Annotated in this window: 30 protein-coding genes; 13 read left to right on the top strand and 17 right to left on the bottom strand. The window is 72.7% G+C overall.

Annotated features, from left to right (window positions below; all coding sequences use genetic code 11):
• Window positions 1-46 precede the first annotated feature (46 nt).
• The 3 genes from K377_RS21370 to K377_RS21360 form a co-directional block, all read right to left on the bottom strand.
• Complete coding sequence (locus tag K377_RS21370) at window positions 47-865, bottom strand: oxidoreductase (RefSeq protein ID WP_111665050.1); 819 nt, start codon at window positions 863-865, stop codon at window positions 47-49.
• A 208-nt stretch (window positions 866-1,073) separates the two neighbouring features.
• The gene (locus tag K377_RS21365) at window positions 1,074-1,625 is read right to left on the bottom strand and encodes a hypothetical protein (RefSeq protein ID WP_111665049.1); all 552 of its coding nucleotides are present in this window, start codon (window positions 1,623-1,625) and stop codon (window positions 1,074-1,076) included.
• A 45-nt stretch (window positions 1,626-1,670) separates the two neighbouring features.
• On the bottom strand, window positions 1,671-2,189 hold the full coding sequence (locus K377_RS21360; RefSeq protein ID WP_237551363.1) for a sigma-70 family RNA polymerase sigma factor: 519 nt from the start codon (window positions 2,187-2,189) through the stop codon (window positions 1,671-1,673).
• A 342-nt stretch (window positions 2,190-2,531) separates the two neighbouring features.
• On the opposite strand from K377_RS21360, the gene K377_RS21355 reads away from it, so the two are divergent.
• Window positions 2,532-3,116: a hypothetical protein gene (locus K377_RS21355; protein ID WP_111665047.1), complete on the top strand. Its 585-nt coding sequence runs from the start codon at window positions 2,532-2,534 to the stop codon at window positions 3,114-3,116.
• Window positions 3,117-3,246: 130 nt separating this feature from the next.
• Here the strand turns inward: K377_RS21355 and K377_RS21350 are convergent, their stop codons facing one another.
• Both K377_RS21350 and K377_RS21345 read right to left on the bottom strand, forming a co-directional pair.
• On the bottom strand, window positions 3,247-3,867 hold the full coding sequence (locus K377_RS21350) for a GPP34 family phosphoprotein (protein WP_111665046.1): 621 nt from the start codon (window positions 3,865-3,867) through the stop codon (window positions 3,247-3,249).
• 30 nt (window positions 3,868-3,897) lie between these two features.
• Window positions 3,898-4,134 carry a hypothetical protein gene (locus K377_RS21345; protein ID WP_111665045.1) on the bottom strand — a complete coding sequence of 79 codons (237 nt, stop codon included), beginning with the start codon at window positions 4,132-4,134 and terminating at the stop codon, window positions 3,898-3,900.
• A 401-nt stretch (window positions 4,135-4,535) separates the two neighbouring features.
• Here K377_RS21345 and K377_RS21340 point away from each other — a divergent pair, with 401 nt between their 5' ends.
• The 5 genes from K377_RS21340 (at window position 4,536) to K377_RS21320 (ending at window position 7,519) form a co-directional block, all read left to right on the top strand.
• Complete coding sequence (locus K377_RS21340; RefSeq protein ID WP_111665044.1) at window positions 4,536-5,462, top strand: alpha/beta fold hydrolase; 927 nt, start codon at window positions 4,536-4,538, stop codon at window positions 5,460-5,462.
• 142 nt (window positions 5,463-5,604) lie between these two features.
• Window positions 5,605-5,988, top strand: a complete 384-nt coding sequence (locus K377_RS21335; RefSeq protein WP_111665043.1) for a PPOX class F420-dependent oxidoreductase — start codon at window positions 5,605-5,607, stop codon at window positions 5,986-5,988.
• Window positions 5,989-6,162: 174 nt separating this feature from the next.
• Window positions 6,163-6,537 carry a hypothetical protein gene (locus K377_RS21330; protein WP_111665042.1) on the top strand — a complete coding sequence of 125 codons (375 nt, stop codon included), beginning with the start codon at window positions 6,163-6,165 and terminating at the stop codon, window positions 6,535-6,537.
• 195 nt (window positions 6,538-6,732) lie between these two features.
• The gene (locus K377_RS21325; RefSeq protein WP_111665041.1) at window positions 6,733-7,131 is read left to right on the top strand and encodes a helix-turn-helix transcriptional regulator; all 399 of its coding nucleotides are present in this window, start codon (window positions 6,733-6,735) and stop codon (window positions 7,129-7,131) included.
• A gap of 13 nt (window positions 7,132-7,144) precedes the next feature.
• Complete coding sequence (locus tag K377_RS21320) at window positions 7,145-7,519, top strand: VOC family protein (RefSeq protein WP_111665214.1); 375 nt, start codon at window positions 7,145-7,147, stop codon at window positions 7,517-7,519.
• 10 nt (window positions 7,520-7,529) lie between these two features.
• On the opposite strand, the gene K377_RS21315 is transcribed toward K377_RS21320, so the two are convergent.
• From K377_RS21315 to K377_RS21290, 6 genes are read right to left on the bottom strand one after another with little or no spacing between them, the layout of a single operon-like run.
• Window positions 7,530-8,456, bottom strand: coding sequence for an NAD-dependent protein deacetylase (locus tag K377_RS21315; protein WP_111665040.1), 927 nt, complete (start codon window positions 8,454-8,456; stop codon window positions 7,530-7,532).
• 59 nt (window positions 8,457-8,515) lie between these two features.
• On the bottom strand, window positions 8,516-10,060 hold the full coding sequence (locus tag K377_RS21310; RefSeq protein WP_161194998.1) for a helix-turn-helix domain-containing protein: 1,545 nt from the start codon (window positions 10,058-10,060) through the stop codon (window positions 8,516-8,518).
• Window positions 10,057-11,184: a DUF917 domain-containing protein gene (locus K377_RS21305; RefSeq protein ID WP_111665038.1), complete on the bottom strand. Its 1,128-nt coding sequence runs from the start codon at window positions 11,182-11,184 to the stop codon at window positions 10,057-10,059. Before K377_RS21305 ends, K377_RS21310 begins: the two co-directional genes overlap by 4 nt.
• Before the next feature lie 10 nt (window positions 11,185-11,194).
• Window positions 11,195-12,274 carry a DUF917 domain-containing protein gene (locus tag K377_RS21300; RefSeq protein ID WP_111665037.1) on the bottom strand — a complete coding sequence of 360 codons (1,080 nt, stop codon included), beginning with the start codon at window positions 12,272-12,274 and terminating at the stop codon, window positions 11,195-11,197.
• Entirely contained in the window at window positions 12,267-13,829 is a 1,563-nt protein-coding gene (locus K377_RS21295) for a hydantoinase/oxoprolinase N-terminal domain-containing protein (RefSeq protein ID WP_111665036.1), read from the bottom strand. The genes K377_RS21300 and K377_RS21295 overlap by 8 nt, the downstream gene beginning before the upstream one ends.
• Before the next feature lie 46 nt (window positions 13,830-13,875).
• Complete coding sequence (locus K377_RS21290; RefSeq protein ID WP_111665035.1) at window positions 13,876-15,228, bottom strand: cytosine permease; 1,353 nt, start codon at window positions 15,226-15,228, stop codon at window positions 13,876-13,878.
• Window positions 15,229-15,513: 285 nt separating this feature from the next.
• Here K377_RS21290 and K377_RS21285 point away from each other — a divergent pair, with 285 nt between their 5' ends.
• Window positions 15,514-16,233 carry an aspartate/glutamate racemase family protein gene (locus tag K377_RS21285; protein ID WP_111665034.1) on the top strand — a complete coding sequence of 240 codons (720 nt, stop codon included), beginning with the start codon at window positions 15,514-15,516 and terminating at the stop codon, window positions 16,231-16,233.
• A 46-nt stretch (window positions 16,234-16,279) separates the two neighbouring features.
• The gene (locus K377_RS21280) at window positions 16,280-17,482 is read left to right on the top strand and encodes a cysteine desulfurase-like protein (RefSeq protein WP_111665033.1); all 1,203 of its coding nucleotides are present in this window, start codon (window positions 16,280-16,282) and stop codon (window positions 17,480-17,482) included.
• Window positions 17,483-17,566: 84 nt separating this feature from the next.
• Here the strand turns inward: K377_RS21280 and K377_RS21275 are convergent, their stop codons facing one another.
• From K377_RS21275 to K377_RS41710, 4 genes are all read right to left on the bottom strand, one after another.
• On the bottom strand, window positions 17,567-17,884 hold the full coding sequence (locus K377_RS21275) for a hypothetical protein (protein WP_111665032.1): 318 nt from the start codon (window positions 17,882-17,884) through the stop codon (window positions 17,567-17,569).
• 105 nt (window positions 17,885-17,989) lie between these two features.
• Complete coding sequence (locus K377_RS21270; protein WP_111665031.1) at window positions 17,990-19,015, bottom strand: PHP domain-containing protein; 1,026 nt, start codon at window positions 19,013-19,015, stop codon at window positions 17,990-17,992.
• A gap of 58 nt (window positions 19,016-19,073) precedes the next feature.
• Window positions 19,074-20,519 (bottom strand): hypothetical protein, encoded by a 1,446-nt coding sequence (locus K377_RS21265; protein ID WP_111665030.1) that lies wholly within the window; start codon window positions 20,517-20,519, stop codon window positions 19,074-19,076.
• 196 nt (window positions 20,520-20,715) lie between these two features.
• Window positions 20,716-20,880 carry a hypothetical protein gene (locus tag K377_RS41710; protein WP_161194997.1) on the bottom strand — a complete coding sequence of 55 codons (165 nt, stop codon included), beginning with the start codon at window positions 20,878-20,880 and terminating at the stop codon, window positions 20,716-20,718.
• Between the two features lie 254 nt (window positions 20,881-21,134).
• On the opposite strand from K377_RS41710, the gene K377_RS21260 reads away from it, so the two are divergent.
• The 3 genes from K377_RS21260 to K377_RS21250 all read left to right on the top strand — a co-directional run bounded on the left by K377_RS21260 (window position 21,135) and on the right by K377_RS21250 (window position 22,527).
• Window positions 21,135-21,692, top strand: coding sequence for a Dps family protein (locus tag K377_RS21260; RefSeq protein ID WP_111665029.1), 558 nt, complete (start codon window positions 21,135-21,137; stop codon window positions 21,690-21,692).
• Window positions 21,693-21,808: 116 nt separating this feature from the next.
• Complete coding sequence (locus tag K377_RS21255; protein ID WP_111665028.1) at window positions 21,809-22,039, top strand: DUF5133 domain-containing protein; 231 nt, start codon at window positions 21,809-21,811, stop codon at window positions 22,037-22,039.
• Window positions 22,040-22,311: 272 nt separating this feature from the next.
• On the top strand, window positions 22,312-22,527 hold the full coding sequence (locus K377_RS21250; protein WP_111665027.1) for a hypothetical protein: 216 nt from the start codon (window positions 22,312-22,314) through the stop codon (window positions 22,525-22,527).
• A gap of 15 nt (window positions 22,528-22,542) precedes the next feature.
• Here K377_RS21250 and K377_RS21245 read toward each other — a convergent pair whose 3' ends face one another.
• Window positions 22,543-22,983: a hypothetical protein gene (locus K377_RS21245; protein WP_111665026.1), complete on the bottom strand. Its 441-nt coding sequence runs from the start codon at window positions 22,981-22,983 to the stop codon at window positions 22,543-22,545.
• 120 nt (window positions 22,984-23,103) lie between these two features.
• Here K377_RS21245 and K377_RS21240 point away from each other — a divergent pair, with 120 nt between their 5' ends.
• Window positions 23,104-23,352 carry a type B 50S ribosomal protein L31 gene (locus K377_RS21240; protein ID WP_111665025.1) on the top strand — a complete coding sequence of 83 codons (249 nt, stop codon included), beginning with the start codon at window positions 23,104-23,106 and terminating at the stop codon, window positions 23,350-23,352.
• Window positions 23,353-23,374: 22 nt separating this feature from the next.
• On the opposite strand, the gene K377_RS21235 is transcribed toward K377_RS21240, so the two are convergent.
• A complete protein-coding gene (locus tag K377_RS21235) occupies window positions 23,375-24,001 on the bottom strand; it encodes an N-acetyltransferase (protein WP_111665213.1) in 627 nt (208 codons plus the stop codon).
• 181 nt (window positions 24,002-24,182) lie between these two features.
• Between K377_RS21235 and K377_RS21230 the strand changes: the two genes are divergently transcribed.
• The gene (locus tag K377_RS21230) at window positions 24,183-24,977 is read left to right on the top strand and encodes an SDR family NAD(P)-dependent oxidoreductase (protein WP_111665024.1); all 795 of its coding nucleotides are present in this window, start codon (window positions 24,183-24,185) and stop codon (window positions 24,975-24,977) included.
• The last annotated feature ends 1 nt before the right edge of the window (window position 24,978 follow it).

The raw sequence follows: 24,978 nt of genomic DNA, 5'->3' as shown, positions 1-24,978 counted from the left end.
CCCGGCGCCGCCTGCGGCAACCCTACGCCGCGCCGGGTGTCACGGATCAGACGGACTCGCTCACCCGGCGCCAGCGGTCGTCCGAGGCGGCGCGCTCCGTGGCCGCGCGGGCGGCGACGGCCGTGGCGTCCTTGCCGAGCAGCAGCCGCAGCGGCGGCTCCTCCGTCTCCGCGAGGTCGAGGAGCACCTGCGCAATGCGGGCCGGGTCGCCCGGCTGCTTGCCGTCCTGGCTGCGGATGCCCTCGACGGCGGCGCCGACGACACCCCGGTACGGCTCGCTGATGGGCGGGGTGGCCATCGAGGAGCCCGCCCAGTCCGTGCGCATGCCGCCGGGCTCGGCGACCGTCACCTTGATGCCCAGCGGGGCGACTTCCTGGGCGAGGACCTCGGAGAAACCGCCCACGGCCCATTTGGCCGTCTGGTAGGCGCCGAGGCCGGGCACACCCACGCGTCCGCCGACGGAGGAGATCTGGATGATGTGCCCGGATCCCTGCTCGCGCAGGACCGGAAGGGCCGCCCTCGTGACGTTGACGACGCCGAAGAGGTTGGCGTCGATCTGGTCGCGGAAGGCCTGTTCGGAGGTGTCCTCGATGGCGGCCATGTCGGCATAGCCGGCGTTGTTCACGACCACGTCGAGCCTCCCGAACGCCTCGACGGTGGCCTGCACGGCACGGCGTGCGGCGTCCGGGTCGGTGACGTCCAGGGTGATGAGCCGGACACGGTCGCCGTACTTGTCGGCGAGATCGGCGAGGGTCTCGGTGCGCCGGGCGGTGGCTGCCACCTGGTGTCCGGCGGCCAGCGCGGTCTCGGCGAGTGTGCGGCCGAGACCGCGGGAACTGCCGGTGATCAGCCAGGTCCTACTCATGATGCTGCCTCGTTTCACTGCTGCCACAAATAAAAGGCCGGTGGACCTTTACGCGTTCCACGATAAGGGTCCAGTGGCCTCTTGTCGAGTCGGAGGGTGTCTCCCGATCGACCGCCCGCGGACATCCGGCCCCGCCTTCGCCGTGCCACACGTGTTCCGGACACCGTCATATGACTGCCGCGCGGGCAGGGCACATCCATCCCTGGCATCACGGGTACAGCGCGCGATGGCTCTCGTACGCGAAGGTGTCGCCGGCGCTGAGGACGCTCACGACGTCCTCGCAGTAACGCCGGTACGCGGCCTCGTCCTCGGGTGGCAGCGTGACGACTCCGGCCGGTTCCCGGAGGATGGCCAGGAGCCGCCACGGAGGGGGCAGCATCAGGACCTCCAGTACGCGACGGCACGCGTCGGCGAAGGCGGTGTCGGCCGCCAGCAGGTCGCGGCAGGAGGTCAGATGCCCGAGGTCGGCCATGGTCACCTCGACCGGGTACAGGCTCGTCAACAGGGCGCCGTCCGCGCGGCACAGGGTGTAGCCGACCGGTTCGTCGGGCGATCGCGCGGGGTCCCAGCGCTGCCACTGCGGCAGCTTCAGCAGCAGCCGTACCCAGCTGTCGTAGGCGTTCGACAGGATCTGCTCGTCGCCAGGGCGAGGCACGGTGCCGTGCAGGCTGTTCAGCTGGAACAGACGCCGGAGCAGGGGCTCTTCCAGGCTCTGGTACGCGGCGAAGAACACGGGGTCGTCAGGGACCAGTACGTGCACGGCGGATCCTCCGGGTTCGTCCTCGGGGGCGGGCCTGGGGTTGGTTCAGGCCGCTTCGAGCCGGGCGACCGCGCGCAGTCCGCGCAGGGCGTGGTGGTGACGGCTCTTCACGGTTCCGGGCGGTACTCCGAGGATTCCGGCGGCCTCCCTTGTCGTGCGGTCGCACAGATAGAGGTGGACCAGTACGGCCCGGTGCTCGGGAGACAGCCGGGCCAGCAGCGTCGCGACCACCATGGCGTGCCGCACCGCCTCGATGTCGTCGGTCGTCGACACCGGTTCGTGGTGGCCGACCGCGATGACCTCGCGCCGGACGTGCGGCTTGCGCACCCAGTCGATGATCAGGTGCCGGGTCACGGTGAAGAGCCAGCCCCGGACCGCCCGGCCCATCCCGCCCAGGTGGTCGATGTTCCGCCAGGCCCTGATCATGGCCTCCTGGACGATGTCCTCGGCGAGGGCGCGATCCCCCAGACTCCTCTCGGCGTACGAGGTCAGGGCGTCCCGGTGCTCCTTCATGAGAGCGCCGAGCAGTTCGGACCGGGACATGGCCGTGTGCGGCGTAGCCATAGCGTGCGGAACCATCCTGGTTCTTCTTCGTGTGCGGCGGCGGGGCCCGGAGGCAACCCCTCACCTGTGCACGGTGAGCGGGATCAGGTGTCAGAAGACTGTCACACCTTTGTGGAGTACATGTGATGCCCCCAGCCTTCGGACATGTGTACGTGAACCGCCGGATCCCGTAGCGGAGAGGCGTCCGGGCCACCTCCGTACCAGCACCTTTACGTTTATCGTGAGGAGTGAACATGCCTGGCGGGCATGCCCACGGGCCACCGGGTATCCACACGCATCTGCACGCCACCCCTCACGTGGGTAGCATGCGCAACGACATCCATATGGAGGGAGTGAACGGTTGTGAGCAGCCGATCAGCCGCCACGCTCCGATCGCGGTACGCAGAACAGGCCGCGTCGGATCTGGCGGACAACCGCCGGCGTCAGCAGGAACTCACGGACCAGATCGCGGTCCTGAAGCAGCAGGAAGCGCTGCTGCTGGACATCCTGAACCTGGCCGAGCGGTACGAAGGTTTCGCCGACGCCTCGCGCCTTCCGGAGCAGGTGCAGGACGAACCTGGCACCGCGACGGCGCCGGCGGCCAAGAAGACGGCCCCGGTCGCCAAGGCCCCTGCGGCCGGCAGGGCTCCGGCCGCCAAGGCTCCCGCGGCGAAGAAGGCCACGGCGAACACGAAGGCGAAGGCCGGCGCGAAGGGGAAGTCGCATCAGCCGCTGCTCGGGGATCTGCTGGTCGACCTGCTCGCCGGACACGACACCCCGCAGCCGGCCTCCGATCTGCGCGAGGAACTGCTGGCGAAGCACCCGGACCGCAATCCGACGCCGCAGGTGGTGCGCAACACGCTCGAGTCGCTGGTCGCCAAGAGCCGCATCCGGCGCCACAAGAAGCAGCGGGCAGTGATGTACACCCTCGTGAAGTCCGCGAACTGAGCACGCACACCTCGGCGGACGACCGCCGGGGACACATCCCCTCCTCCCGCGGGCGGTGGCCGAAGGCCCGCCGCGGGAGGGATGTGTCCGTCGGCCCCTCACTTCTCCGAGCGCGTTTCCGGGCGCGCTTCTAAGCACGCCATATGTTGTCGAACGCGTCGTTCTCGATGGCGCGGCGCAGCCGTGCGGCCTCCAGTTGCGTGACCGCCTCCCCCACAGCGGCGAGAACGGTGACGACCGCGTCATCGCCCCGGTCGTCTTCCCGCTGCCACGACGACGTGTCCTGACGCCTCGTGGCCGCCAACAGCTCGACGAGTACGGGTTCGCAGGACGCGGCGCGCGCCTGGGCCGCGCGGCGTGCCGGGGAATCGCCGCGGCCCGTGTCCGCCGGCCTCGACCAGAATCCGTGGCGCTTGGGGCGCGGGCGGGCGATCAGCCCCGACCGCTCCAGCTCGGCCACGTAGGCGGCGGCGAGTCCCGGGCCGCGCCGCCACAGCCAGTTCTCCACCGTCTCGTACGGTTCCTTGCGGACGAGCGCCGAGGCCGCGCGGTCCAGCAGGCTGTCGCCCCCGGGCTGCCGCGGACCGGGCACCATGCGGTCGCCGTCCAGGGACAGCGCGCCGCTCGTGATGAGGTCGACCGCCTCGGCGCCCGCGAGCGCGAGGGACAGGGCGCCCGGTTCCGGGCGCTCCTCGTGCGGCACGTCCAGGGCGACCAGGGTGAGGTCTTGTGCGGTGGTTGCGGTGGTCATCAGCGGAGCTCCTTCACGTCCGGCCGGGCTTCAGAGGAAGTCCGAGGCCCACGGGCCGTACCCCCACATGACCGCTGTCGCTGACCAGCTCCACACCTGTGTGGCGTCGTGCCGCTCGCGGTCCATGACAGGGACATCGGTGCCGGTGGTGGTGTCGATGGTGGTGTCAGTGGTGCCTGTGGTGTTGAGGGTGGCGGCCGACGAGGGGGCGGTGACGGCGCGGCGCTGCTCGGGGGTCCGGGTGCGGGTGTACGTGTCGGAAACCATGGCGGGTGCCGTCTCTCTCCGGTCGGCGGTTCGGATGGTGCGGGCCCCGTGCCGGGGGAAGGGGCACGGGACCCGCGGTTCGGGGAAGGTCAGGCGCCACGCTCCGGATCCGACGAGGAGCGGGGCACCGGTTGGGGTGGTGATGGAATCGTGGCAGATGTTTACGTCACCCGTCAATATGGTTACGACATGAACCCAATCCCCTTCCACGCACCGGCATCCACACCCTGCTCACCTTGACAGCCATACCGGATCGTGCAAATGTTCATCACCAGTTAGAGCAGTTACCTAGGGCGATTTCCCTACGCAATGCGCCCCCAGGACCACTTCTGGCAGCATGACACATGTGTGAGTGACGGGCAGCACCCGCTCACACCTCACCCCCTCCTCTGGAGCCTCCGATGACCGCATCGCCCACCCAGGGCACCGGCCCGCTCTCCCCCGGCAGCCACACCTACCAGCTGGCCGGCATCGTCCAGCGCTACCACGTGCACGGCTCGGGACCGGTGTGCGTGGCACACTCCGGTGGCCCCGGGATCTCCTGGGAGTACCTGCGCATGCCCGCGCTGGAGGAGCATCTGACGATGGTGTACGTCGAGCCGATCGGCACCACCGCGGACAGCCGGCTGCCCTCCCACCCGCACGGCTACACCCGCGAGCGGTACAGCTCCTTCCTCGACCTGCTCATCAACCGCCTGGGCGTGCCGGAGGTGTATCTGCTGGGGCATTCGCACGGGGCGTTCGTGGCCGCCCACCACGCGCTGCACCGGTCCGAACGGCTCGCGGGCCTCGTGCTCTACGAAGGCGCACCCGTCACCGGACCCGAGCACGGGGCCGAGGCGGGCCGCAGGGTGGAGGCGTGGGCCGCGCGGCACGCCGGACACCCCGGACTGCCCGACGTCCTGGCGGCGTTCGGCTCGATGTCCCACATCTACGACGACGAGGGGACCGTCGCCGTGGCCCGCGGCGTGCTGCCCTCGTACTTCGCCGACTACTGGGGCGACGAGGAACGGCTGGCTCCGTTCCGGGATGCCATCCGGGCCACGTACATCTCCGGTCTGGACGAGGACCTCACCCCCGACGTCATCGACGACCGCGTCGCGCTCAAGGGACTCGATGTGCCCACCCTGGTCGTGGTGGGCCTGCACGACGTGATCTGCGGCCCGCGCTGGGGCCGCGAACTGCACGAACTGATCCCCGGTGCGCGGTTGTTGACGCTGGAGAACAGCGGACACTTCGGCCATCTGGAGGAGCCCGAACTCTTCGCCGAGGGCGTCCGCGACTTCATCCGGAGCACCGGCACCGGACGGCCCGACGACCGCCGCTAGACCGCGGCCCGGCCCCGACCCAGAAGACCGGACTCCGCCGTCACGGGGATGGGACGGCGGAGCCGGCACCCCCATTGTTCCCGGTTCAACTTCCCCGCCGCCAGAGGGCGTGCCCGGCACGGGCGTCGTTAGACTCCCCCGCATGTCCGACATCGACGCGATCCGCCGTGCCACCTACATCAGCCTGACGACGTACCGGAAGGACGGCACCCCGGTCGCGACCCCCGTGTGGCAGGTGCCGCGGGCCGACGGCGCGGTGCTCGTCGTGACGCCGGCCGACTCGTGGAAGGTCAAGCGGATCCGCAACAACGACTCCGTGACGGTGGCCGTCTGCACCGTGCGCGGACGTACCGCCCCCGATGCCGCCGTCCTGCCCGGCACCGCGCGCCTGCTCGACGAGGCGGGCACGGCCGACGCGCAGAAACTGCTCGGCAAGAAGTACGTCACCTCGCGGATCGGCAACGGATTCCTCAAGATCCTCCGTGTGCGCAAGAAGCCCAACATCGGTATCGAGATCACTCTTTGACGATCACTCAGTGACGAGTCGATTGATCAAATTCGGGCTCAAGAGTGCGTGAGAGTGCACGGAAACAGTCTCCGGCAACCGTTTTGGGCATATGCCATACCGTGTTGCCGTCAACTGTCTAGGGTTCCGGCGAGGGCTGGAGAACCGGCCCCCGCACCTCGTGGAGGAGAACCCGTGACCAATGTGGAAGTGTCCCTCAAGACCCTGCTGACGGAGGTCGAGGGTGCGCTGGGGGCAGCCGTCGTCGACTACACGAGCGGTATGGCGCTCGGCACCCTGGGCGGCGGCAAGGAACTGGACCTGAACGTCGCCGCGGCCGGCAACACCGATGTGATCCGCGCCAAGATGCGCACCATGGAGACGCTCGGCCTCAAGGCCGAGATCGAGGACATACTGATCACCCTCGGCACCCAGTACCACCTGATCCGCCCCGTCTCCGGCCGTACGGGGAACGGGCTGTTCATCTATCTCGTCATCGACAAGGGCAGGTCGAACCTCGCCATGGCGCGGCACCACCTCAAGCGCATCGAGGAGCAGCTGGAAGTCTGAGCCCCGGCCCTTTTTCTTTGCTCACCACTTGAAGAATTCTTCAAGTCTCCATCTCTGCATCCGTCGAACTCTCGGATCCCACGGCCCCGGCCAGGAAGGATGGGACGGCACAGCGGGCGCGGCGGCGGGCGTGGCCGCCGCTCCCCGTCTCCACACCCGCATCCGTCATCCGAGCCAGGGAAGTGAGCGATCCCCGTGCAGGCGCCCCTCTACCAGGTCAAAGCAGAGTTCTTCCGCATGCTCGGGCACCCGGTTCGGATCCGTGTTCTGGAACTGCTTCAGAACGGACCGGTATCGGTACGCGACCTGCTGCTCGACATCGACGTCGAACCCTCGAACCTCTCGCAGCAACTCGCCGTGTTACGCCGCTCCGGCATCGTCGTCTCCACCCGCGAGGGCGCGACCGTCAACTACGCCCTCGCCGGTGGTGACGTCGCGGAACTCCTGCGCGCGGCCCGCCGTATCCTCACCGAGCTCCTCACCGGCCAGAGCGCCCTGCTGGCCGAGCTCCAGGACTCCGACCTTCCCGGGGAGCACGAGCCCCCGGAACACTCCGATCGTCCCGGGGAGCCCGCCGCGCACGTCCGTCATTGACAGCATGGGGGCCATGACGACGACGCTCGGTGCCTTTGTCCTCGGTACACCCGACCCGCCCGCGCTGGCCGACTTCTACCGTGCCCTGCTGGGCTGGGTGGTGGTGGACCGCGAACCGCGGTGGGTCAGGCTGCGCTCCCCGGAGCACGAACGCCCCGGACTCAGTTTCCAGTACGAGCCCGACCACACCCCACCGGTCTGGCCCCCGCGTCCCGGGGCTCAGCAGATGCAGGCCCACCTCGACATCCAGGTCGACGATCTGGCCGCGGAGACGGAGCGGGCCCGCGCGCTGGGCGCGACGCTGGAGGAGCATCAGCCCCAGCAGGCCGTACGGGTCATGCGCGACCCGCACGGCCATCTGTTCTGTCTCTTCCTGCCCGGCGCCTGACCGGCCGTGCTCACCCGGACACGGGCTCCTGCGCGCCGGAGCCGGGCGCGGCGACCTCGGCCACCACGGTGGACAGTGCCTCGCCCAGCGGCAGCTCGACGCGGCCGGCGGCCCAGCGGTCGCCCCGGGTCGGGCCCTGGTTGACGACCAGGACCGGGATCCCGGCGTCGGCCGCGCGACGGACGAAGCGCAGTCCGGACATGACCGTCAGGGACGAGCCGAGCACCAGCAGCGTGGTGGCGCCGTCGACCGTGTCCCGGCACAGCGCCACCCGCTCGGGCGGCACGTTCTCCCCGAAGAAGACCACGTCCGGTTTGAGGACTCCGGTGCCGCAGGCCGCGCACGGCACGAGCCGGAACTCGCGCACCGCGTCCTCGGGGAGTTCCACGTCACCGTCCGGATTGACCCGGGCGGCGCGGTGCCGCTCCGCGACCGCCTCGAACCCCGGGTTGGCGGCGCGCAGCCGCCGGTCCAGCTCCTCGCGGGTGCTGGTGCGGCCGCAGCGCAGGCAGATCACCCGGCTCAGGCTCCCGTGCAGTTCGATGACGTGCCGCGCTCCGGCGGCCTGTTGCAGCCCGTCGACGTTCTGCGTGATGACGCCGGTGACGAGACCGGCGCGGGTCAGCGCGGTGACGGCGCGGTGTCCGGCGTTCGGCACGGCCCGGGTCATGGCGCGCCAGCCGAGCTGGCTGCGGGCCCAGTACCGCTGCCGGGCCTCCTCGCCGCCGAGGAAGTCCTGGTACGTCATCGGGGTGTGCCGGCGCAGTGAGCCGTGCTCGCCGCGGTAGTCCGGGATGCCCGACTCGGTCGACAGGCCCGCGCCGCTCAGCACCACGACGCCGCCCGCGCGGACGGCGTCGACGACGGCCGACAGGTCCGTGGTGGGCGCGGGCAGATCGCCGGTGGGCTCCCAGTTCAGCGTAGGTCTGATCCGCATGTCTGCCAGCGTACGCAGCCCGGCGCTCCCGGGCCGGTCAGGTGCCGGTCAGGTGCCGGTCAGGTGCCGGTCAGCGCGCGGCAGGCCATCTGCAGGGCCAGCCGGTAGCTCGCGTCGTCCAGGTCGATGCCGAGGCGGTCGCGGACCTGGCGCAGCCGGGCGCCGACGGTGTTGCGGTGCAGGCCGAGAGCGCGGGCCGTGGCGGCGGCCGAACCGCCGCTCTCCAGGAAGACCCGCAGCGTGGTCAACAGATGGGCGTGCTCGGGGTCGCGCAGCGGGGCGAGCGCCGTCTCGGCGAAGGCGCGGGTGATGTCGGACTGCTGCCAGGCGGCCAGCAACTGGCCCACGCCGAGTTCGTCGGTGTGCTCCACGGCGGGGCGGAACTCCCTGGCCGCGGCGAGGCGCGCCGCGTTGCGGGCCTCGGTCAGCGTGTCCGCGAGGCCGTCGGGGCCCTGGTGGGGGCGGCCGATGCCCGCGACCAGGCGCCGCCGCACGGGCAGTTCGGCGAGGGCCCTGCGGACGTCGCGCAGCAGTCGGCGGGGGTCGTCGGTGGCGGGCCTGTGGGTGCTGCTCGCCCACAGGTCCCAGGAGGCGTCGTCCTCCGCGACGGCCTGGACGGTGAGGCCGTGCCGGGCGAGTGCGGCGACCAGCGCCGTGCCGAAGGTGTCGGCGCCGTCGCCCGCGGGGGTGTGCTCGGCGCGGACGAACAGGCCGAGGTGCCAGTCCTCCAGGCGCCAGCCGAGGGCGACGGCCCGCTCCACGGTCTCCCGGCTGACGCTGGAGCGGCCGGTGACGACGTCGGTGAGCAGCCGTCGTCGGGCGGCCCGGTCGTGGTCGGCGCGGGTGCGGGCGCCCGCGAGCCAGGACCGGATGAAGGGTTCGAGCAGCGCCAGGCCGAGGGCGATGGTCTCGGCGCGGCTGTCGTCGATGCCGTCCGCGGGGCAGAGCAGCCAGGCGGGGACCGGTGCGGCGCCGCCCGGCCGCTGCCCGGCGGACGGGTCGGCGTGCACGGGGTGGGCGAGCAGCCGGGCGGTGCGCTGCGGCACGGCGAGTTCGGGGCGCAGGGTGTCCGGGGGCACCGGGTCGCCGAGGATGGCGGCGCCGTCGGGGGTGACGAGGCTGATGTCGGCGGTGAGGACGGAGCGGGCCGCGACGATCAGGTCCGGGCCCTCGGTGTGGTGGGCGAGGCGGCGGACCAGGGTCTCCACGGTGCGGGCCCTGGCCACTTCGGGGGCGCGCACCCGCAGGGTCAGGTCGAGGGCGAGGCGGAACGGGTCGTCGGTCGGGGCCCACAGCACGGGGATCCGCAGTCGGTCCGCGAGGCGGACGGCCGACAGGGGCGGGCGGTCGGTGTCGTCCACGGTCACGCAGAGCGCGGCCGCGCCGGCCTCCTGGGCGCGGCGCACCAGCGCGTCGAGCCGGTAGGCGGGGGCGGCGTCGCGGGCGTCGCAGATCACGAGGTGCCCGGCGATCGCGTCGAGGGCGCCCTGGTAGGCGATGACGTCGGTGACGGGCCGGTCGAGCCCGGCGTGCCCGGCCAGGGTGCGGGCGGTGCGCAGCAGCGGGTCGGCGAGCAGGTCGGCGACGGTGGGGGCGGCGCTCATGCCGGGCTCCCCTCGGTGCGGCGGCGGCCCCGGCCCGGCGGCGCCGTGCGGCGCGGGGCGGGTGTCAGGTCGAGGCCGAAGGCGGCGGGGCCGACCAGGGACGCGGCCTCGGCGGGCCATTCGTACAGCGCGGGCAGGGTGAGCAGGACGAGGTGCTGGCCGGTGCGGATCTGGTCGGCGCGCAGCGGGCGGCGGCCGCTGGGGTCGACGGCGGTGACGATGCGCGGGCAGGCGGCGCGGGTGACGCCGTCGACGGTGACGGCGAGGTACTCGTCGAGGAGGTCGACGCGGACGACGGCGCCGGTGCGCCGGTCGGTGAGGGTGGCCCAGCCGGGGGTCAGGTCCTGGCGCGGGACGATCTCCTCGGTGCGGCCGACCGCGAGCAGTTCGGCGTCGAGGGCGGCGGCGAGGTCGTCGGGGGTGGTGCGGTGGTCGTCGGTCGCGGCGAGGAAACGCTCGCCGAGGCGGAGGCAGGCGCTCACTGATCCCCGTACGCCGATCCGGGCGAGGGTCGCGGCGGGCAGCGGGTGCAGGGCGACGGCGGCCGCCCCGCCGAGGGCGAGGACGTTGGCGCGCAGGAGGGGCTCGACGCGGCGGGGCGCGCAGTCCCGGACGACGGCGGTGTCGCCGCCGGGGCCGACCAGGGCGAGGGGGTGGGTGGGCAGGCCGTGGAGGGCGGCGACGGTCTGGTCGATGCGCGGGAAGGCGCGGCCCATGAGGTCGCCGTCGACGAGCGGCAGGCCGAGGCGGGCCGCGGCGACGCCCGCGATCAGGGTGTTCAGGCCGCCCACCTCGATGACGCCGACCGCGCCGGCGGGCCGCCCGGTCACGTCGGTGACGGTGCGGACGGCGCGGACGAAGTCGTCGGGGTCGGCGAGCCGCTCGGCGAGGACGTCCGGGGCGCCGCCCTGGCCGACGTGGACGACGACGGTGTCCGGCGGCAGGTCGGCGGCCGGGGTGAGCGTGACGGGTGTCCGGTCGAGCTCGCGGCGCAGCAGCAGCGCGCCGGTGGCCACCTCTCCGCCGCCGCCCGATCCGAGCAGCTGGGCGCCCACGGCGAGCGCGGGCAGGCACGCGGCCGTGAGCGTGCGCTCCGGGGCAGGGGCGGGCGGCGGGGTGGTCACGCTTCGATCATCACACTTCGGCGGCGGGCAGCGGCTCGTAGGTGTGGTCGTAGCCGAAGTAGCCGGGGCCCGCGAGGGCCAGGCCCTCGGGGGTGCGCCAGCGCGGGTCGCAGGGCACGCCGAGGACGCTGACCCGCAGGCCGTAGCGGAGTGTCTCGGTGGTGACGGGTTCGCCGGAGTCGGTGTCCAGGACGCAGATCAGGTCGGGCACGCTGACCACGACGTTCCCGTCCTGCGTGGCGACCAGGTTCTCGTTCTGGAAGGACAGTTCGAGAGTGGATCCGCTGTCCTCGGCGAGTCCGGCGATGCGGGCGGTGCCGCGGGCGAAGCCGCCGGTGGTGGTGCGCTCCACGTCGGCGACCTTGCCGGTGAAGACCTGGCGTCCGCCGAGGGTGGCGGCCGCGGCGGCCACCGGGTCGTCGTGGCCCTCACGGGCCTCGCGGATGGCCCGGCCGACGCGCTCGCACAGGGTGAGGGTGCCGGGGACGAGGTGGTCCTTGGCCTGGCGGCCGGTCAGGGCGTAGAGGCTGACGGCGGCGGAGCAGCCCATCTCGATGGTGGCGGCGCGGGCGAGCCGTTCGGCCCAGGCGTTGCCGTCGGTGCGCAGCGCGACGGAGTTGCCGCGCTCGTCGGCCAGGGCCATCGGGGAGGCCGATATCCCGCCGAGGGTGGGCAGCAGCATCTGGAGTTCGGGGAAGGCCCGGCCCATGCCGTCGGCGTCGATGAGCGGCACCCCGGCCTCGGCGGCGGCGACGAACGGCGACATCGAGTTCAGTCCGCCCGCCTCGATGGAGACGGTGTGGGTGGCGCGCTTGCCGAGCAGCGCCTCCAGGGCGCGCATCGCGCCGAGGATCTCGTCGCCGGAGGGCAGCTTCTCCAGCATGACGGTGGGGGCGCCCATGAACGCGGTGGGGATCACCACGGCGTCGTCGTCGATCTCGTCGACGTCGAGGAGGGTGACGGGTCCGTGCCGCTTGAGCGCCTGTTCGGCCAGGAGACGGCCGACGAAGGGGTCGCCGCCTCCGCCGGTGCCGAGGACGGCGGCGCCGCGCGCCAGGTCGGGCAGGTTGTCGGCGGTGATCTCACGCATCGTGGCCTCCCAGGCTCAGCTCTCCGACGGCCTTGACACGGATCCGGGTCGCGTTGCCCGGCAGGTAGGCCAGTGGTACTTCCTCGATGTCGACGATCTCGACGGAGCCGGGGCGGGCGCCCGCGGCGACGGCGCGCTCGACGGCCTCCTGGCGGGCCTCGTCCAGGACCGTGTCGCGGGCCTGCGGGACGACCGAGTAGACCCGGTCGACCTCACCGCCGACCTGGGCGATCGCCGCGCCGATGGCGTTGGCGACGGCGAAGTGGTCGGGGCGCACCACGCGGGAGGCGCCTTCGAGGTTGTCGGGTACGAGGATGCTGCCGCCGCCGACGGCGACGACGGGGACCGGTTCGGCGGAGGCCCGCATCCGGTCGACGACCTCGGCGAGCCGGTCGTCGATCTCGCGGAGCGCCGCGTCGACCACGGCCTGGTCCAGGTGGGCGACGAGTGACGGGTTGCCGACCTCGGCGCGACCGCCCGCGACGGCGATGTCGGTGGCGGTGAGTCGGGTGCCGCCGAAGACGAGGGCCTCCCGGCCGAGCCGGTAGCCGACGCTGGCCGGGCCGACGGTGATACCGGACGCGGCGTGCACGACGTGGCTGCCGCCGCCGATGCCGATGGAGAGCACGTCGGGCATCCGGAAGTTGGTCTGCACGCCCGCGACCTGCACATCGGTGGAGGCCTCGCGGGGGAAGCCGTTCTGCAGGATGCCGACGTCGCTGGTGGTGCCGCCGATGTCGACGACGGCGCAGGACGGCAGCTTGGACAGGAACGCGGCGCCGCGCATCGAGTTGGTAGGTCCCGAGGCGAAGGTCGCCACCGGGTAGCGGCGGGCGTAGTCGACGTCCATGAGGGTGCCGTCGTTCTGGCTGAGGAACACCGGGGCGCTGATGCCCGCGTCGGCGACCGTGCGGGTCAGTCCGGTGGCGACCTGGTCGGCGAGGCCGCGCAGGGCGGCGTTGACGACGGTGGCGTTCTCCCGGCCGAGCAGGCCCATCCGGCCGATCTCGTGGGAGAGGCTGACCGGGGCGCCGGGCAGCTGCTCGGCGATGATCTGGGCGGCGCGGGTCTCGAACTCGGCGTTGACCGGCGAGAAGACCGAGGACAGGGCGAACGAGGTGGCGCCCGCGGCGACGGCCCGGTCCAGGACCTCGCGGAACTCGGCCTCGTCGAAGTCGGCGATGGGGCTGCCGTCGTACTCGTGGCCGCCGTGGCACAGGTAGCTGTGCCCGCCGATCGCGGCGACAAGCCGCTCGGGCCAGGCGACCAGCGGGGGCAGTGCGCGGGTGGCGGGCAGCCCGAAGCGGACGGCTGCGGTCGGGGCGAGCCGTTCGCCCTCGACGAGCGCGTTGATGAAGTGGGTGGTGCCGATCATCACGGCGTGCACGGCGGCCGGGTCGAAGCCGGTGGCTTCGCGCAGGTCGCGCAGTGCGGTGACGATGCCGCCGGTGACGTCGGCGGTGGTCGACGCCTTCACGGCGCCCAGCACCCGGTCGCCGTCGATCAGGACGGCGTCGGTGTTGGTGCCGCCCACGTCGATGCCCAGTCGGAGCATGGCGGGGTCCTTTCTCTTGCGGTGCCGGGCGCCGGGGCGCCCGGGGTCAGACGGAGGGCTGTTCGGCGGCTCGGTCGTCGGGGGTGACGGGCGTGTCCTGGTCGGTGGGCACGGTACCCACCCCGCGCACCAGACCGAGGCGGGCCGCGGCCAGGTAGAGCACGAGGGCGACGACGACGGAGTTGACGGAGGGCAGGCCCCAGTCGACGTACTTCCCCACGACGGCGGCGACGGCCCACACGACGAGGCCGGCCGGTACCCAGGCGGGCGCGTCGGCGGGCAGCGTGCCGGACGGTCGGGTGGCGTCGAGCGCGGGGCGCCAGATCCGGGTCACGAAGTACTCGGCGACCATGATTCCGGCGATCGGCGGGAAGAGCACGCCCAGCAGGTTGAGGAAGCCGCTGAAGCTGTCGAGGACGCCCAGGGCGCCGAGCACGGAGCCGAGGACGCCGACGACGACGGTGACGGCGCCCCGGTTGAGGCGGCGGCCGAAGGTGCGGTCGGCGAAGGTGACGATGCCGAGCGAGGCGGCGTACAGGTTCCAGTCGTTCACCTTGATCGTGGCGGCCACGATGACGAGGGTGCCGAGGAAGCCGGACGTGGACGTGACGATGGCGATGACGTCGTTGGTCCGCAGGGCCAGGGCGAGGAGCACGCCGATGAGGCCGATGACGTACTCGCCGACGGTGATGCCGAGGACGGTCTGCTTGACGACGTCCTTCTCCGTGCGGTTGAAGCGGCTCATGTCGGGGGTGATGACCGCGCCGACGATGAAGCCGCCCGCGACGAGCGTGGTGCCCTGGAGCAGCGACAGCGGCGGGCCCGCGGGCTGGGCCGAGGTCAGGGCGCCCAGGTCGTGCCGGGACAGCTCGACGGCGATCGACCAGCCGGCCAGGACGAGGAAGGCGGGGACGGTGAGGTACGCGGCCCAGGCCATCGAGCCGACGCCGTACACGACGACGGCGGTGATGAGCAGGCCGACCACCAGGGCCCAGCCCCAGGCGGGCAGGACGCCGACGAGGTCGACGAGGCCGTCGGCGGAGACGGCGTTCTGGATCCCGAACCAGCCGACGGCGCTGATGCTGATGGCCAGGCCGATCAGCGCGGCGCCGTTCGCGCCGAAGCCGGTCCAGCGGGCGAGCAGCGACGTGGACAGGCCCTCGCGCTGGCCCGCGATCCCGGTGAAGATTGTCATGATCTCCAGGACGACCGCGCCGAGCGTGATGGCGAGGACGGCGTTCCAGAACGTCATGCCGAAGCCGAGGGTGGCGCCGATGAGGAAGCTCGCCAGGGTGGAGAGCTGGCCGAAACGCTGGGTGGCGACCGAGAACCAGTGGAAGCGGGCCGTCGGGGGGACTCGGCCCAGCGCGTGGTCGTCGTGTCCTGAGGTGGACGCCATGGGGACTCCAGAGGGGCAGGCGGGGACAGGGGGCGAACGGCCGGCTCGGTGTGCGGTGGGGTGAGGTTAGGCCGCCGCGCCGGGCGGGTCACCATGCACATGGCACGGCTCGTGCGGTGTGGGAGTGCGATGTGCACAGGCGCGGATCCGGCCGGACGCCGGGCAGGGTGCGGGGGCGGTGCGGACCGCCCTGGCCTGTGACCGCCGCTGTGCAGGGTGCACGTTGTGGCGGCCGGGCGGGGCGGCCGAGGGTGTGCGCACGTCCTTGTCGCCCCTGGAGGTGCTGTGAAGCTCACGGTCGTGCTGCCCGTCATCACCGACGCGTTCACCGAGGAGGTCCGCCGGGAGGTCGCCGCCTGGGCGGTGCCCGGCACCGAGATCGACGTCCGCCGCATCGCGCGCGGCACCGCGTCCATCGAGTCCGAGTACGACGAGGCGCTGGCGGGCCCCGGCATCCTCGACGCCGTCCGCGAGGCGGAGCGGGACGGTGCCGACGCCGTCTTCGTCAGCTGCTTCGGCGATCCGGGGGTGCACGCGGCACGGGAGATCGTCGACATCCCGGTCGTCGGCGGATTCGAACCGGCCGTGCTCACCTCGCTCGCCCTCGGTGAGCGCACCGGCGTGATCACCGTGCTGCCGAACGTGCTGCCGATGCTGCAGGGCCTCGTCCGCCGCTACGGCCTGGCCGAGCGCGTCGGGTCGATCCGCGTCGTCGACATCCCGGTGCTCGACCTGGATCCGGGCGAGCGGCTGCTCGACGGTCTCGCCGAGCAGGCCCGCGCCGCGGTCGCCGCCCGCGAGGCCGATGTCGTCGTCCTCGGCTGCACCGGCATGCTCGGGGTGGCCGCGGCCCTTCAGGAGCGGCTGGCCGCGGAGGGTACGTTCGTGCCGGTCGTGGATCCGACGGGCGCCGCCGTGATGTGGCTGGAGTCGCAGGTGCGTCTCGGGGTACGACCCAGCCGGACGACGTACATGCCGCCGCGCGCCAAGGACCGCGTCGGCTGACCGCCGCCGAACGCCCCTCGCCCGCCCGCGTCACCTGGAGTAGTCCATGTCTTTCGATGCAGCCGCACTGCGTGCGCTGATACCCGCCCTGAAGTCGGGTTCGGCCCGGTTCGACGCGCCGGGCGGGACCCAGACCCCGCTACCGGTCGTGGACGCGATCGCGGCGGCGCTGACGGCGCCGCTGGCGAACCGGGGCCGCGCCACGGAGGCCGAGCGCAACGCGGACCGGATCGTGGTCGAGGCGCGGGCCGCGCTCGGGGACCTGCTGGCCACCGCGCCGGAGACGGTCGTGTTCGGGCGCAGTGCCACCCAGCTCGCCTACGACCTGTCCCGGATGCTGGCCAAGACCTGGCAGCCGGGTGACGAGGTGGTGGTGACGCGGCTCGACCACGACTCCAACATCCGGCCCTGGGTGCAGGCGGCCGAGGCCGTGGGCGCGACGGTGCGCTGGGCGGACTTCGACCCGGAATCGGGTGAGCTGCGGCCCGAGCACATCGAGGCGGTGCTGTCGCCGCGGACCCGGCTGGTGGCGGTGACCGCGGCGTCGAACCTGATCGGCACCCGCCCCGACCTGCCCGCCGTCGCCGCGCTCGCGCACGGCGTGGGCGCGCTGCTGCACGTGGACGCGGTGCACTACGCGGCCCATGGCGCCGTCGACCTGGCGGCGCTCGGCGCGGACACGCTGGTCTGTTCGCCGTACAAGTTCCTCGGCCCGCACCTGGGCGTCCTCACCGGCCGCGCGGACCTGCTGGAGTCGCTGCGGCCGGACAAGCTGCTGCCGTCGAGCGACGCGGTGCCGGAGCGCTTCGAACTGGGCACGCTGCCCTACGAGTTGCTGGCGGGTGCGCGGGCCGCGGTGGATCTGCTCGCGGAACTCGACCCGTTGGCCCGGGGCAGCCGCAGGGAGCGGATCGTCGCCTCCTTCGCCGCGCTCGAGATCCACGAGCGCACGCTGCGCTCCCGCCTCGAGGACGGGCTCGCCGCGCTGCCGGGGGCCACGGTGTACTCGCGGGCCGCCGACCGCACGCCGACGCTGCTGTTCACGGTGGACGGCCGGGAACCCGCCGACGTCTCGCGCCGTCTCACCGAGCACGGGGTGCACGCCCCCGCCGGTTCGTTCTACGCCGTGGCGGCGTCGCAGCGGCTCGGCCTCGGCGACGGGGGCGGCGTCCGTGTGGGGCTCGCGCCCTACACCGACGTGGAGGACGTCGACCGGCTCCTGTCGGCGCTGGCCGAGGTCGCAGCGTAACCTCGCCCGTCGTTCCGCCTGGTCAGAGCCTGCGCCCCGGGACCGGATCCGCCCGGGGCGCGTTCTGCGGCAGATCCGCGCCGGTCACGCCGGGTTGTCGATCCCGGTCACGATCGGCGGTCCCAGCGGGGCGTCGTTCTCGTCGAATCCTGCCGCGCTCAGCGCCTGCGCGGCCAGTTCCTCGGCCCGGGCGCGGGCCTGTGCGCTCGCGTCGGCGGTCACTTCGAGGCGCATGCTGAACGTGTCGTCGTCGTTGACGGTGAGCAGGTCCAGGTCTTCCTCGCGGCCCAGTTCGGTGCGGTGCGGGTCGGCCTCCCGCAGCTGCCGCTCGACCTGGGCTCTCACCTGGGCGTCCGCGGTGCGCACGAAGGTACCGGGGATCGTGATGACAAAGGTCGTCATGTGCGGTGCTCCTGTCTCTGGCATGGCTCGGCTGCCGTGTCGTGTCGGCTTCCCCGGGTTTCCCCGCTCACTCGGGCCACTCGGGTACGACGTCGCCGGCCCGTCTCAGCCACGCTGTCCACCGCGGGTCCAGTCCAGGAGGCGGTCCGCGGGCCAGGTCGTCACCACGCGGTCGGCGGGTACGCCGCACTCCTCGGCCCGGGCGCAGCCGAGCAGCTGCCAGTCGAGCTGTCCCGGCGCGTGCGCGTCGGTGTCCACGGCGAACAGGGTGCCGGCCGCCACGGCGCGGCGCAGCAGCCGGCGCGGCGGGTCGAGCCGTTCGGGGCGGCTGTTGATCTCGACGGCGGTGCCGGCCTCCGCGCAGGCCGCGAACACCGCGTCGGCGTCGAAGGCCGACTCGGGTCTGCCGCGTCCGGTGACGAGGCGGCCGGTGCAGTGCCCGAGGACGTCGGCGTGCGGGTCGCGCACGGCGGTGACCAGGCGGCGGGTCATGGCGGTGGCGTCCATCCGGAGTTTCGAGTGGACGGACACCACGACCACGTCGAGCCGGTCGAGGAGTTCGGGCTCCTGGTCGAGGGATCCGTCGTCGAGGATGTCGCACTCGATGCCGGTCAGGAGCCGAAACGGCGCCCAGTGCGTGTTGAGTTCGGCGACCACGTCGAGTTGTTCGCGCAGCCGCTGCGGGGACAGTCCGTGGGCGACGGTCAGCCGGGGCGAGTGATCGGTGAGCACCGCCCACGCGTGGCCGAGGTCGCGCGCCGCGCGGCCCATCGTCTCGATGGGGCTGCCTCCGTCGGACCAGTCGGAATGCAGATGGCAGTCCCCGCGCTGCAGCGCCCGGAGCCGGGCGCCGGCGCCGTCGGGCACGAGCGGGGTCCGGGCGGCCTCCTCCAGGCGGGCCAGGTATTCCGGGACGTCGCCGTCGAGCACGGCGCGGATCACCTCGGCCGTGGTGGGGCCGATGCCCTTGAGCGCTTCCAGGGTGCCCGCGGCGGCGCGCCGCGCCGTCTCGTCCGGGCCTTGTTCGGTGATCACCCTGGCGGCGGTGCGAAAGGCGCGTACCCGGTAGGTGGGGGCGTGATCGCGCTCCAGGAGGAACGCGATCCGCTCCAGGGCCTGTGGAGGTCGCATCGTCACCTCCGGCCCGGCCGTCGTGCTCGCGGTCTCGCCGTCACCTGTCCAGCGTCGCTCAGCGGGCGCCGCCGGGCACGTCGGCGGCCTGCCGCAGCAGCTGTCCGATCTCGGGACCCATCACCTCGTGGTGGCCGCTGAGGGGCCGGTCGGCCGAGCGGATCACTTCGGAGACGTCGACGTTCAGGTAGGGCAGGCGCCGCAGGTCCTCCTTCCCCGTCTCCCCCAGGCGCGCCGGGGCGGGCCCCTCGACGCCCTGGATGCCGTCGAAGCCGAGGGCACCCCATTTCCGGGCGATCGACACGGTGTCGACGGAGTCGCCGATCATCTGGGCGGACAGCGGGTAGAGCACGCCGAGGTGGAAGTCGAGGTGGGAGAACGTGCAGAACAGCGGCCCCTGGACGAGGCGTTGGAGGCTCCACAGCGCGCCGTGGCCCGAGAACTGCTGCGGCAGGCTGTCGGCGAACGCGAAGTGCGACATCTCGCCCTGGAGCAGTGTGAGCGAGGACAGCAGGACCGGCTCCGCGCCGCCGCGCTCCAGGCCGCGCAGCGCGAAGCCGGCCAGTCGGGCGCCGAGGCCGTGCCCGACGAGGTGCAGCCGTATCCCGGAGTCCTCGGCGAGTGCGGGCAGGACGGGGCCGAGGCCGAGTTCCCCGATGTATCCGGCGCGGCGGCGCAGCATGTGGCGGACGACCTGGCGGAAGAGTTCGCGGGCTCCCTCCCACAGTTCGGCCCGGTCGGCTGCGGCCCGCTCCCCCAGCGGGCCGCCGGAGGTGACCGTGCCGACGCGGCCCACTCGCTCGCTCAGCGGCTGCGCGGGGCGCAGCGCGGCGAGGGGGTCCTCCCCGGCGGCGATCCCCCTCCTGTCGTCCTCGTGCCGGGCGGAGCCCGTGTCCCCGGCCCGGCGCAGGTCCTGGAGCGCGCCCGCGAACTCGGCGCACATGGTCCGGGTGTCCTCGAAGAGCATGAGGGGGTCGGACTGCGGCAGGATCTCGCCCTCGGTGTCGCCGCCGAACGGTGCCACCGGGTCCTGCAACGGGACCTCCGCGAGACGGCGCAGTTGCGAACCGAAGTCGTCGAAGGCGGTCTCGTGGTCGGGCCGGTCCCGCAGCAGGGCGACGATCTCGGCCAACTCGTCGTCGTGGCCCGGCAAGTGGCGCACCAGATCACGGAACGTCTCCTGGTCGACCTCCGTGCCGTCCGCCCGGTGACCCACACCGGGCAGGTCCTCGTCGCGGAAGCAGAGCGAGGGCCAGCGCACGGCGAGCATTCCGGCCCGGCCGGGCGCGTCGTGCCAGGCCTCGGCCAGCAGGTGGCGGTACGCGCCGTCGACGGCGGCGCCGACGGCCTCGTCGTTGTGGGCTCCGTGGACGACGACGTACAGCTCGCGGACGCCGCTGTCCCGCACGGCCGCGCGGACCCGGTCCACGGAGCCGGGTTCGAGCGCGGCCCCGCCGTCGAATCGCAGGGCGCCAAGATCGTGGAACGCGGCCGGTTGCGGCATGACTCACTCCCGTGGTGCGCCGCAGGTCGCGGCGAGGTCCGGGAAGCGGGCCGGGGCGCCCGCCTCGCAAGGCACTCCACCTTCCCGCCGCGCCGCAGGGCACGCACCGGGCGGCGCCGATGTACGGCGTTTCTACGCCGCGCATCCCGCCGGGCGCAGACGCCGGGGAGGGTGGGCCCGCCCCGGCGGACACGATCTAGGGACGGCGGTTGTCCTGCGCGACGCTCTGGGCGCGGGCCCGTGCCTCCTCGGCGGAGAGTCCCGCGTCGCACACGATCGTCACCACGCTGCCGTCGTCCAGCGGCACACTGCGCATCTCCACGCCCAGCAGTCCCGCGTGCTGCGGCTCGTCCTCGGACACCAGAGCACCTCCCTGTCGAAGGGTCCCCAGGCTAGGCACGGAACCGGAGCGGCACCGTGGAGCGGAGGCCGCGCGTCACACGATCGAACCCCGTCGCTGCGGCAGACGCCACCGTGTCAACCCGGCGCGCCGGTGGTGCGGACCGGCCGGGCCTGCGGTGGTGATCCTTTTCCCGGGTGACGAACGGGTGTAAATCCCGTCAGGCGGGTACTGGGGCGGGACAGCCCGTCCGGTACGAAGGGACCCATACCACCATGACTCCGCAGAGCACTCCGAAGTACACCGTCCCCGGCCTCACCGTGGACCAGGCCGGAGAGCTGATCGAGATCCTCCAGATGCGCCTGCACGCGCTCAACGATCTCCACCTGACGCTGAAGCACGTCCACTGGAACGTCGTCGGGCCGCACTTCATCGCCGTCCACGAGATGCTCGACCCGCAGGTCGACAAGGTCCGCGCGATGGCCGACGACGTCGCGGAGCGCGCGGCCGCCCTCGGCGGGGTCAGCCAGGGCACGCCGGGCGCGCTCGTGGCCGCCCGGTCGTGGCAGGACTACAGCGTGGGCCGGGCCGACGCCATCGCCCATCTCGGGGCGCTCGACGTCGTCTACACCGGGATCCTTGAGGACCTGCGCAAGGCGATCTCGGCGGTCGGCGCCATCGACACCGCCACGGAGGACCTCCTGATCGGCCAGCTGCGCGACCTGGAGCAGTTCCAGTGGTTCGTCCGCGCGCACCTGGAGACGGCGGGCGGTTCGCTGCGCACCGGCTCGGCCGACACCGAGGCGGAAGCAGCCCACCGGGCCGTCAACTAGCCGTCCACCAGGGCGCGTTCGCGAGTGAATCAGGTCACGTCGACCACGCCGCGCGCATGGACCGTGACAGGCGGGGCATGGGGAGGTACCTCCCCCCGAGCGAGAGCAGGCCTTCCATGCTGATGCCCGACGCCACGTTCGTCCGTACGCTGCTGAGCCGCTACGCCGATCTGCAGATGCGGTACTGCGAGCGCCCGTCGCAGGAGTTGCGCTGGCAGCTCGACGACGTGACCTACACGCTGTGCGTGTGCACCGGGACCCGGACCATCCGCGACGCCCTCGCCGCCGCCGACCTGGTCCTGGAGCAGGCCGCGGCACGCGGGTCCGACGAACCGCAGGCCGCGTGAGCCGCACACACGAGTTCACGCCTGTTTGAGCCGGGTCGGCGAGGGCACCCGGAGTGTGATCCCGTCATCCGCGAGAGCGGGATCCGATGAGCTGGGGGCGCGTCCTGGGACGAGGACGCGCCTCCGTCGTCATGTCAGGGTGAGCGCAGCGAGGGCCCCGGGCCGAGGGGCAGGCCGAGGCCGTAGAAGACGCCGAGCACGGCCGGTCACGCCACCAGGAACGGCGCGACGAGCACCGAAAGTGCCCGGCCTCAAACAGACCTCCGGCGGACGTGACCTGCTCGTCCTTCGACGATCCGACCCGGCCGCTCATCGGGTTCCCGGCGTCGGTGGTCCACTGCGGGGCCGTTCCCACGGAGGCCCTGCCGAACCGACGCCTCGCACAACTGGTGCTGCACACGCTCGAGCCCGCGGGCCGACTGCTCGACCGACGCGGGCACAGCGTGGCAGCGGTGCTGCTCAACTCCATCCGTCCGGACGGGCGTTGAGCAGCCCGCGGCCCGTCAGACGCGACCGCCGGTCAGTCGCGTGAGCGGCCCCTGGGCGCCGCGCTCCGCACGGCGCCCGGCCGCGTAGGAGCCCACCACCAGAGCCGTGGCGCCGGCCGTCACACCGGCAGCGACGACCTTGTGGTCCTTGAGCGCGGCCCAGGCCGTCGAAGCGGCCGAGGCGGCCTGTCCCGCAGCCGCCGTCGCGGCGGAAGCCGCCTGACCCGCAGCCGACGTCACCGTGGAACGGGCGCCGTCCAGCGCGGCGGTCGCCGTGGTCGCCGCGTGGGCTCCCTCGGTGCCGACCGCACGGGCGACGCGGCCCGCGCCCGCACCGGCCGCCTCCGCCTTGGCCGCGAACTTTCCCGCGGTCTTCTCCGCAGCCTTCGCCGCGGCCGGCTGTGCCGTCCCGGCGGTCGGTGCGGCTGTCTCTCCGTTGTCCTGTGTGTTCGCCATGGTGTGCGAATAGCCGGATCCGGCCGGGACAAACAGCGGGACTCCCCCGGGATGTCGCTCGCATGGCGCCGGTCCGGCCGGTGGACGACGATGGGCACAGGCCGAAGCGAAGGAGCAGGCATGGCTCAGGACAATCCCGACTACCGTCCCGTGGTCTTCCGGGACAAGGCCGCCGGCTACGCGTTCTTGACCCGGTCCACGGCGCGGACGGACGCGACGATCGAGTGGGACGACGGGGAGACCTATCCCGTGGTCGACGTGGAGATCTCGGCGGAGAGCCATCCCTTCTACACGGGGAAGGCGCGCACCGTGGACACCGAGGGGCGCGTCGCGGCGTTCGAGCGCCGCTACGGCAAGGACGAAGGCTGACCGTCGATCGGGCGGTGCGGGCTCATCCGGACACACTCGTGGAGCGGCCCAGGTACCAGACCGGCCCCGGGTCGGGGACCGTCAGTTGCCGGAAACCCAGCCGGTCGTAGAACGCCCGGGCCGCCGTGTTGGCCCGCACCATGCACAGATGGACGGCCGGCACGTCGTGCTTGTGCAGCGCGTCCAGGAGCGTGTGCATCAGGGTGCGGCCGTACCCCCTGCCCTGCCAGGGCGGCAGCAGGTCGATGTGCAAATGCGCCGGGAACGCCGCGAGTTCGTCCCTGACCATGCGTTCGGGGGTGTGCAGCAGCCCGGTCATCTCCTCGCTCGGTGTGCGGGCGGCGCCGTCGACCGGCGGATAGCGGTCCGCCACTCCGGGGAGCCATTCGGTGCGGAAGCGGGCTACGAATCCCGGGGTGTCCGGGACGCCCAGGACGTATCCGACGGCGGTTCCCTCACCGTCGTCCAGGACGAAGGCGAAGTCCGGCTCCAGGTGGACGTACGGGTAGGCGAAGATCGACGGCATCAGTTCGCGGTCGGGGTACAGCGACGACGAGTCCTGCCCCTGATGGGCCGTCATGACGCAGATGTGCCCCAGCGCTTCACGGTCGGAGGACCGGTAGGGGCGGACGAACGGGGTGTTCTTCATGCGCCGCACCCTGCCACGGTGGGAGCGCTCCCGCAGCGGGTTTTCCCGGTCGCCCATGGTCTCCGCCGGTCTCCGGGCGGCGCCGCCCACCACTCCGACGGTCCACACCCGCCCGGTGTACGTCCCGCACACCGGGTAGGGCTCACCCGCACACCCGTCACCCTCACGAGGAGCAGCCCGTATGCAGATCGATCTGGCCGGACGGACCGCGCTGGTCACCGGCTCCACCCAGGGCATCGGCGCCGCGATCGCCACCGGTCTCGCCCGGGCCGGAGCCCGCGTCGGCATCAACGGCCGTACGCGGGAACGGGTCGACGAGGCCATCGGCCGGATCGGCGCCGACGCCCCCGGCGCCGATCTGGTGCCCGTGGCCGCCGACGTCACCACCGACGAGGGAGCCCGGCACGCCGCCGAGGCACTGCCGCGGGTCGACATCCTCGTCAACAACCTCGGCATCTTCGACTCGGCCGACCCGCTGGAGATCAGCGACGAGGAGTGGCGCCGCTACTTCGAGGTGAACGTGCTGGCGGCGGTCCGGATGATCCGCCAGTACCTCCCGGGGATGACCGAGCGCGGCTGGGGCCGGGTGCAGAACATCGCCAGCGACTCGGCGGTGGTGATCCCCGCGGAGATGATCCACTACGGCATGTCCAAGACGGCGCTGCTCGCGGTCACCCGCGGCTTCGCGAAACAGGCGGCCGGAACCGGGGTGACCGTCAACTCCGTCATCGCGGGGCCCACCCACACCGGCGGCGTCGAGGACTTCGTCTACGGCCTGGTCGACCGGGACCTGCCCTGGGAGGAGGCCCAGCGGACGTTCATGCGCGAGTACCGCCCGCAGTCGCTGCTGCAACGCCTCATCGAGCCCGAGGAGATCGCCAACATGGTCGTCTACCTCGCCTCGGCCCAGGCGAGCGCCACCACGGGCGGGGCGCTGCGCGTGGACGGCGGCTACGTGGACTCGATCCTGCCCTAGG

Source organism: Streptomyces sp. PsTaAH-137 (genome assembly GCF_003259365.1).
In the GTDB taxonomy this organism is placed as follows: Bacteria; Actinomycetota; Actinomycetes; order Streptomycetales; family Streptomycetaceae; genus Streptomyces.
The sequence above is the reverse complement of the archived record's forward strand: the minus strand, read 5'-3'. Positions and strand labels throughout refer to the sequence as shown.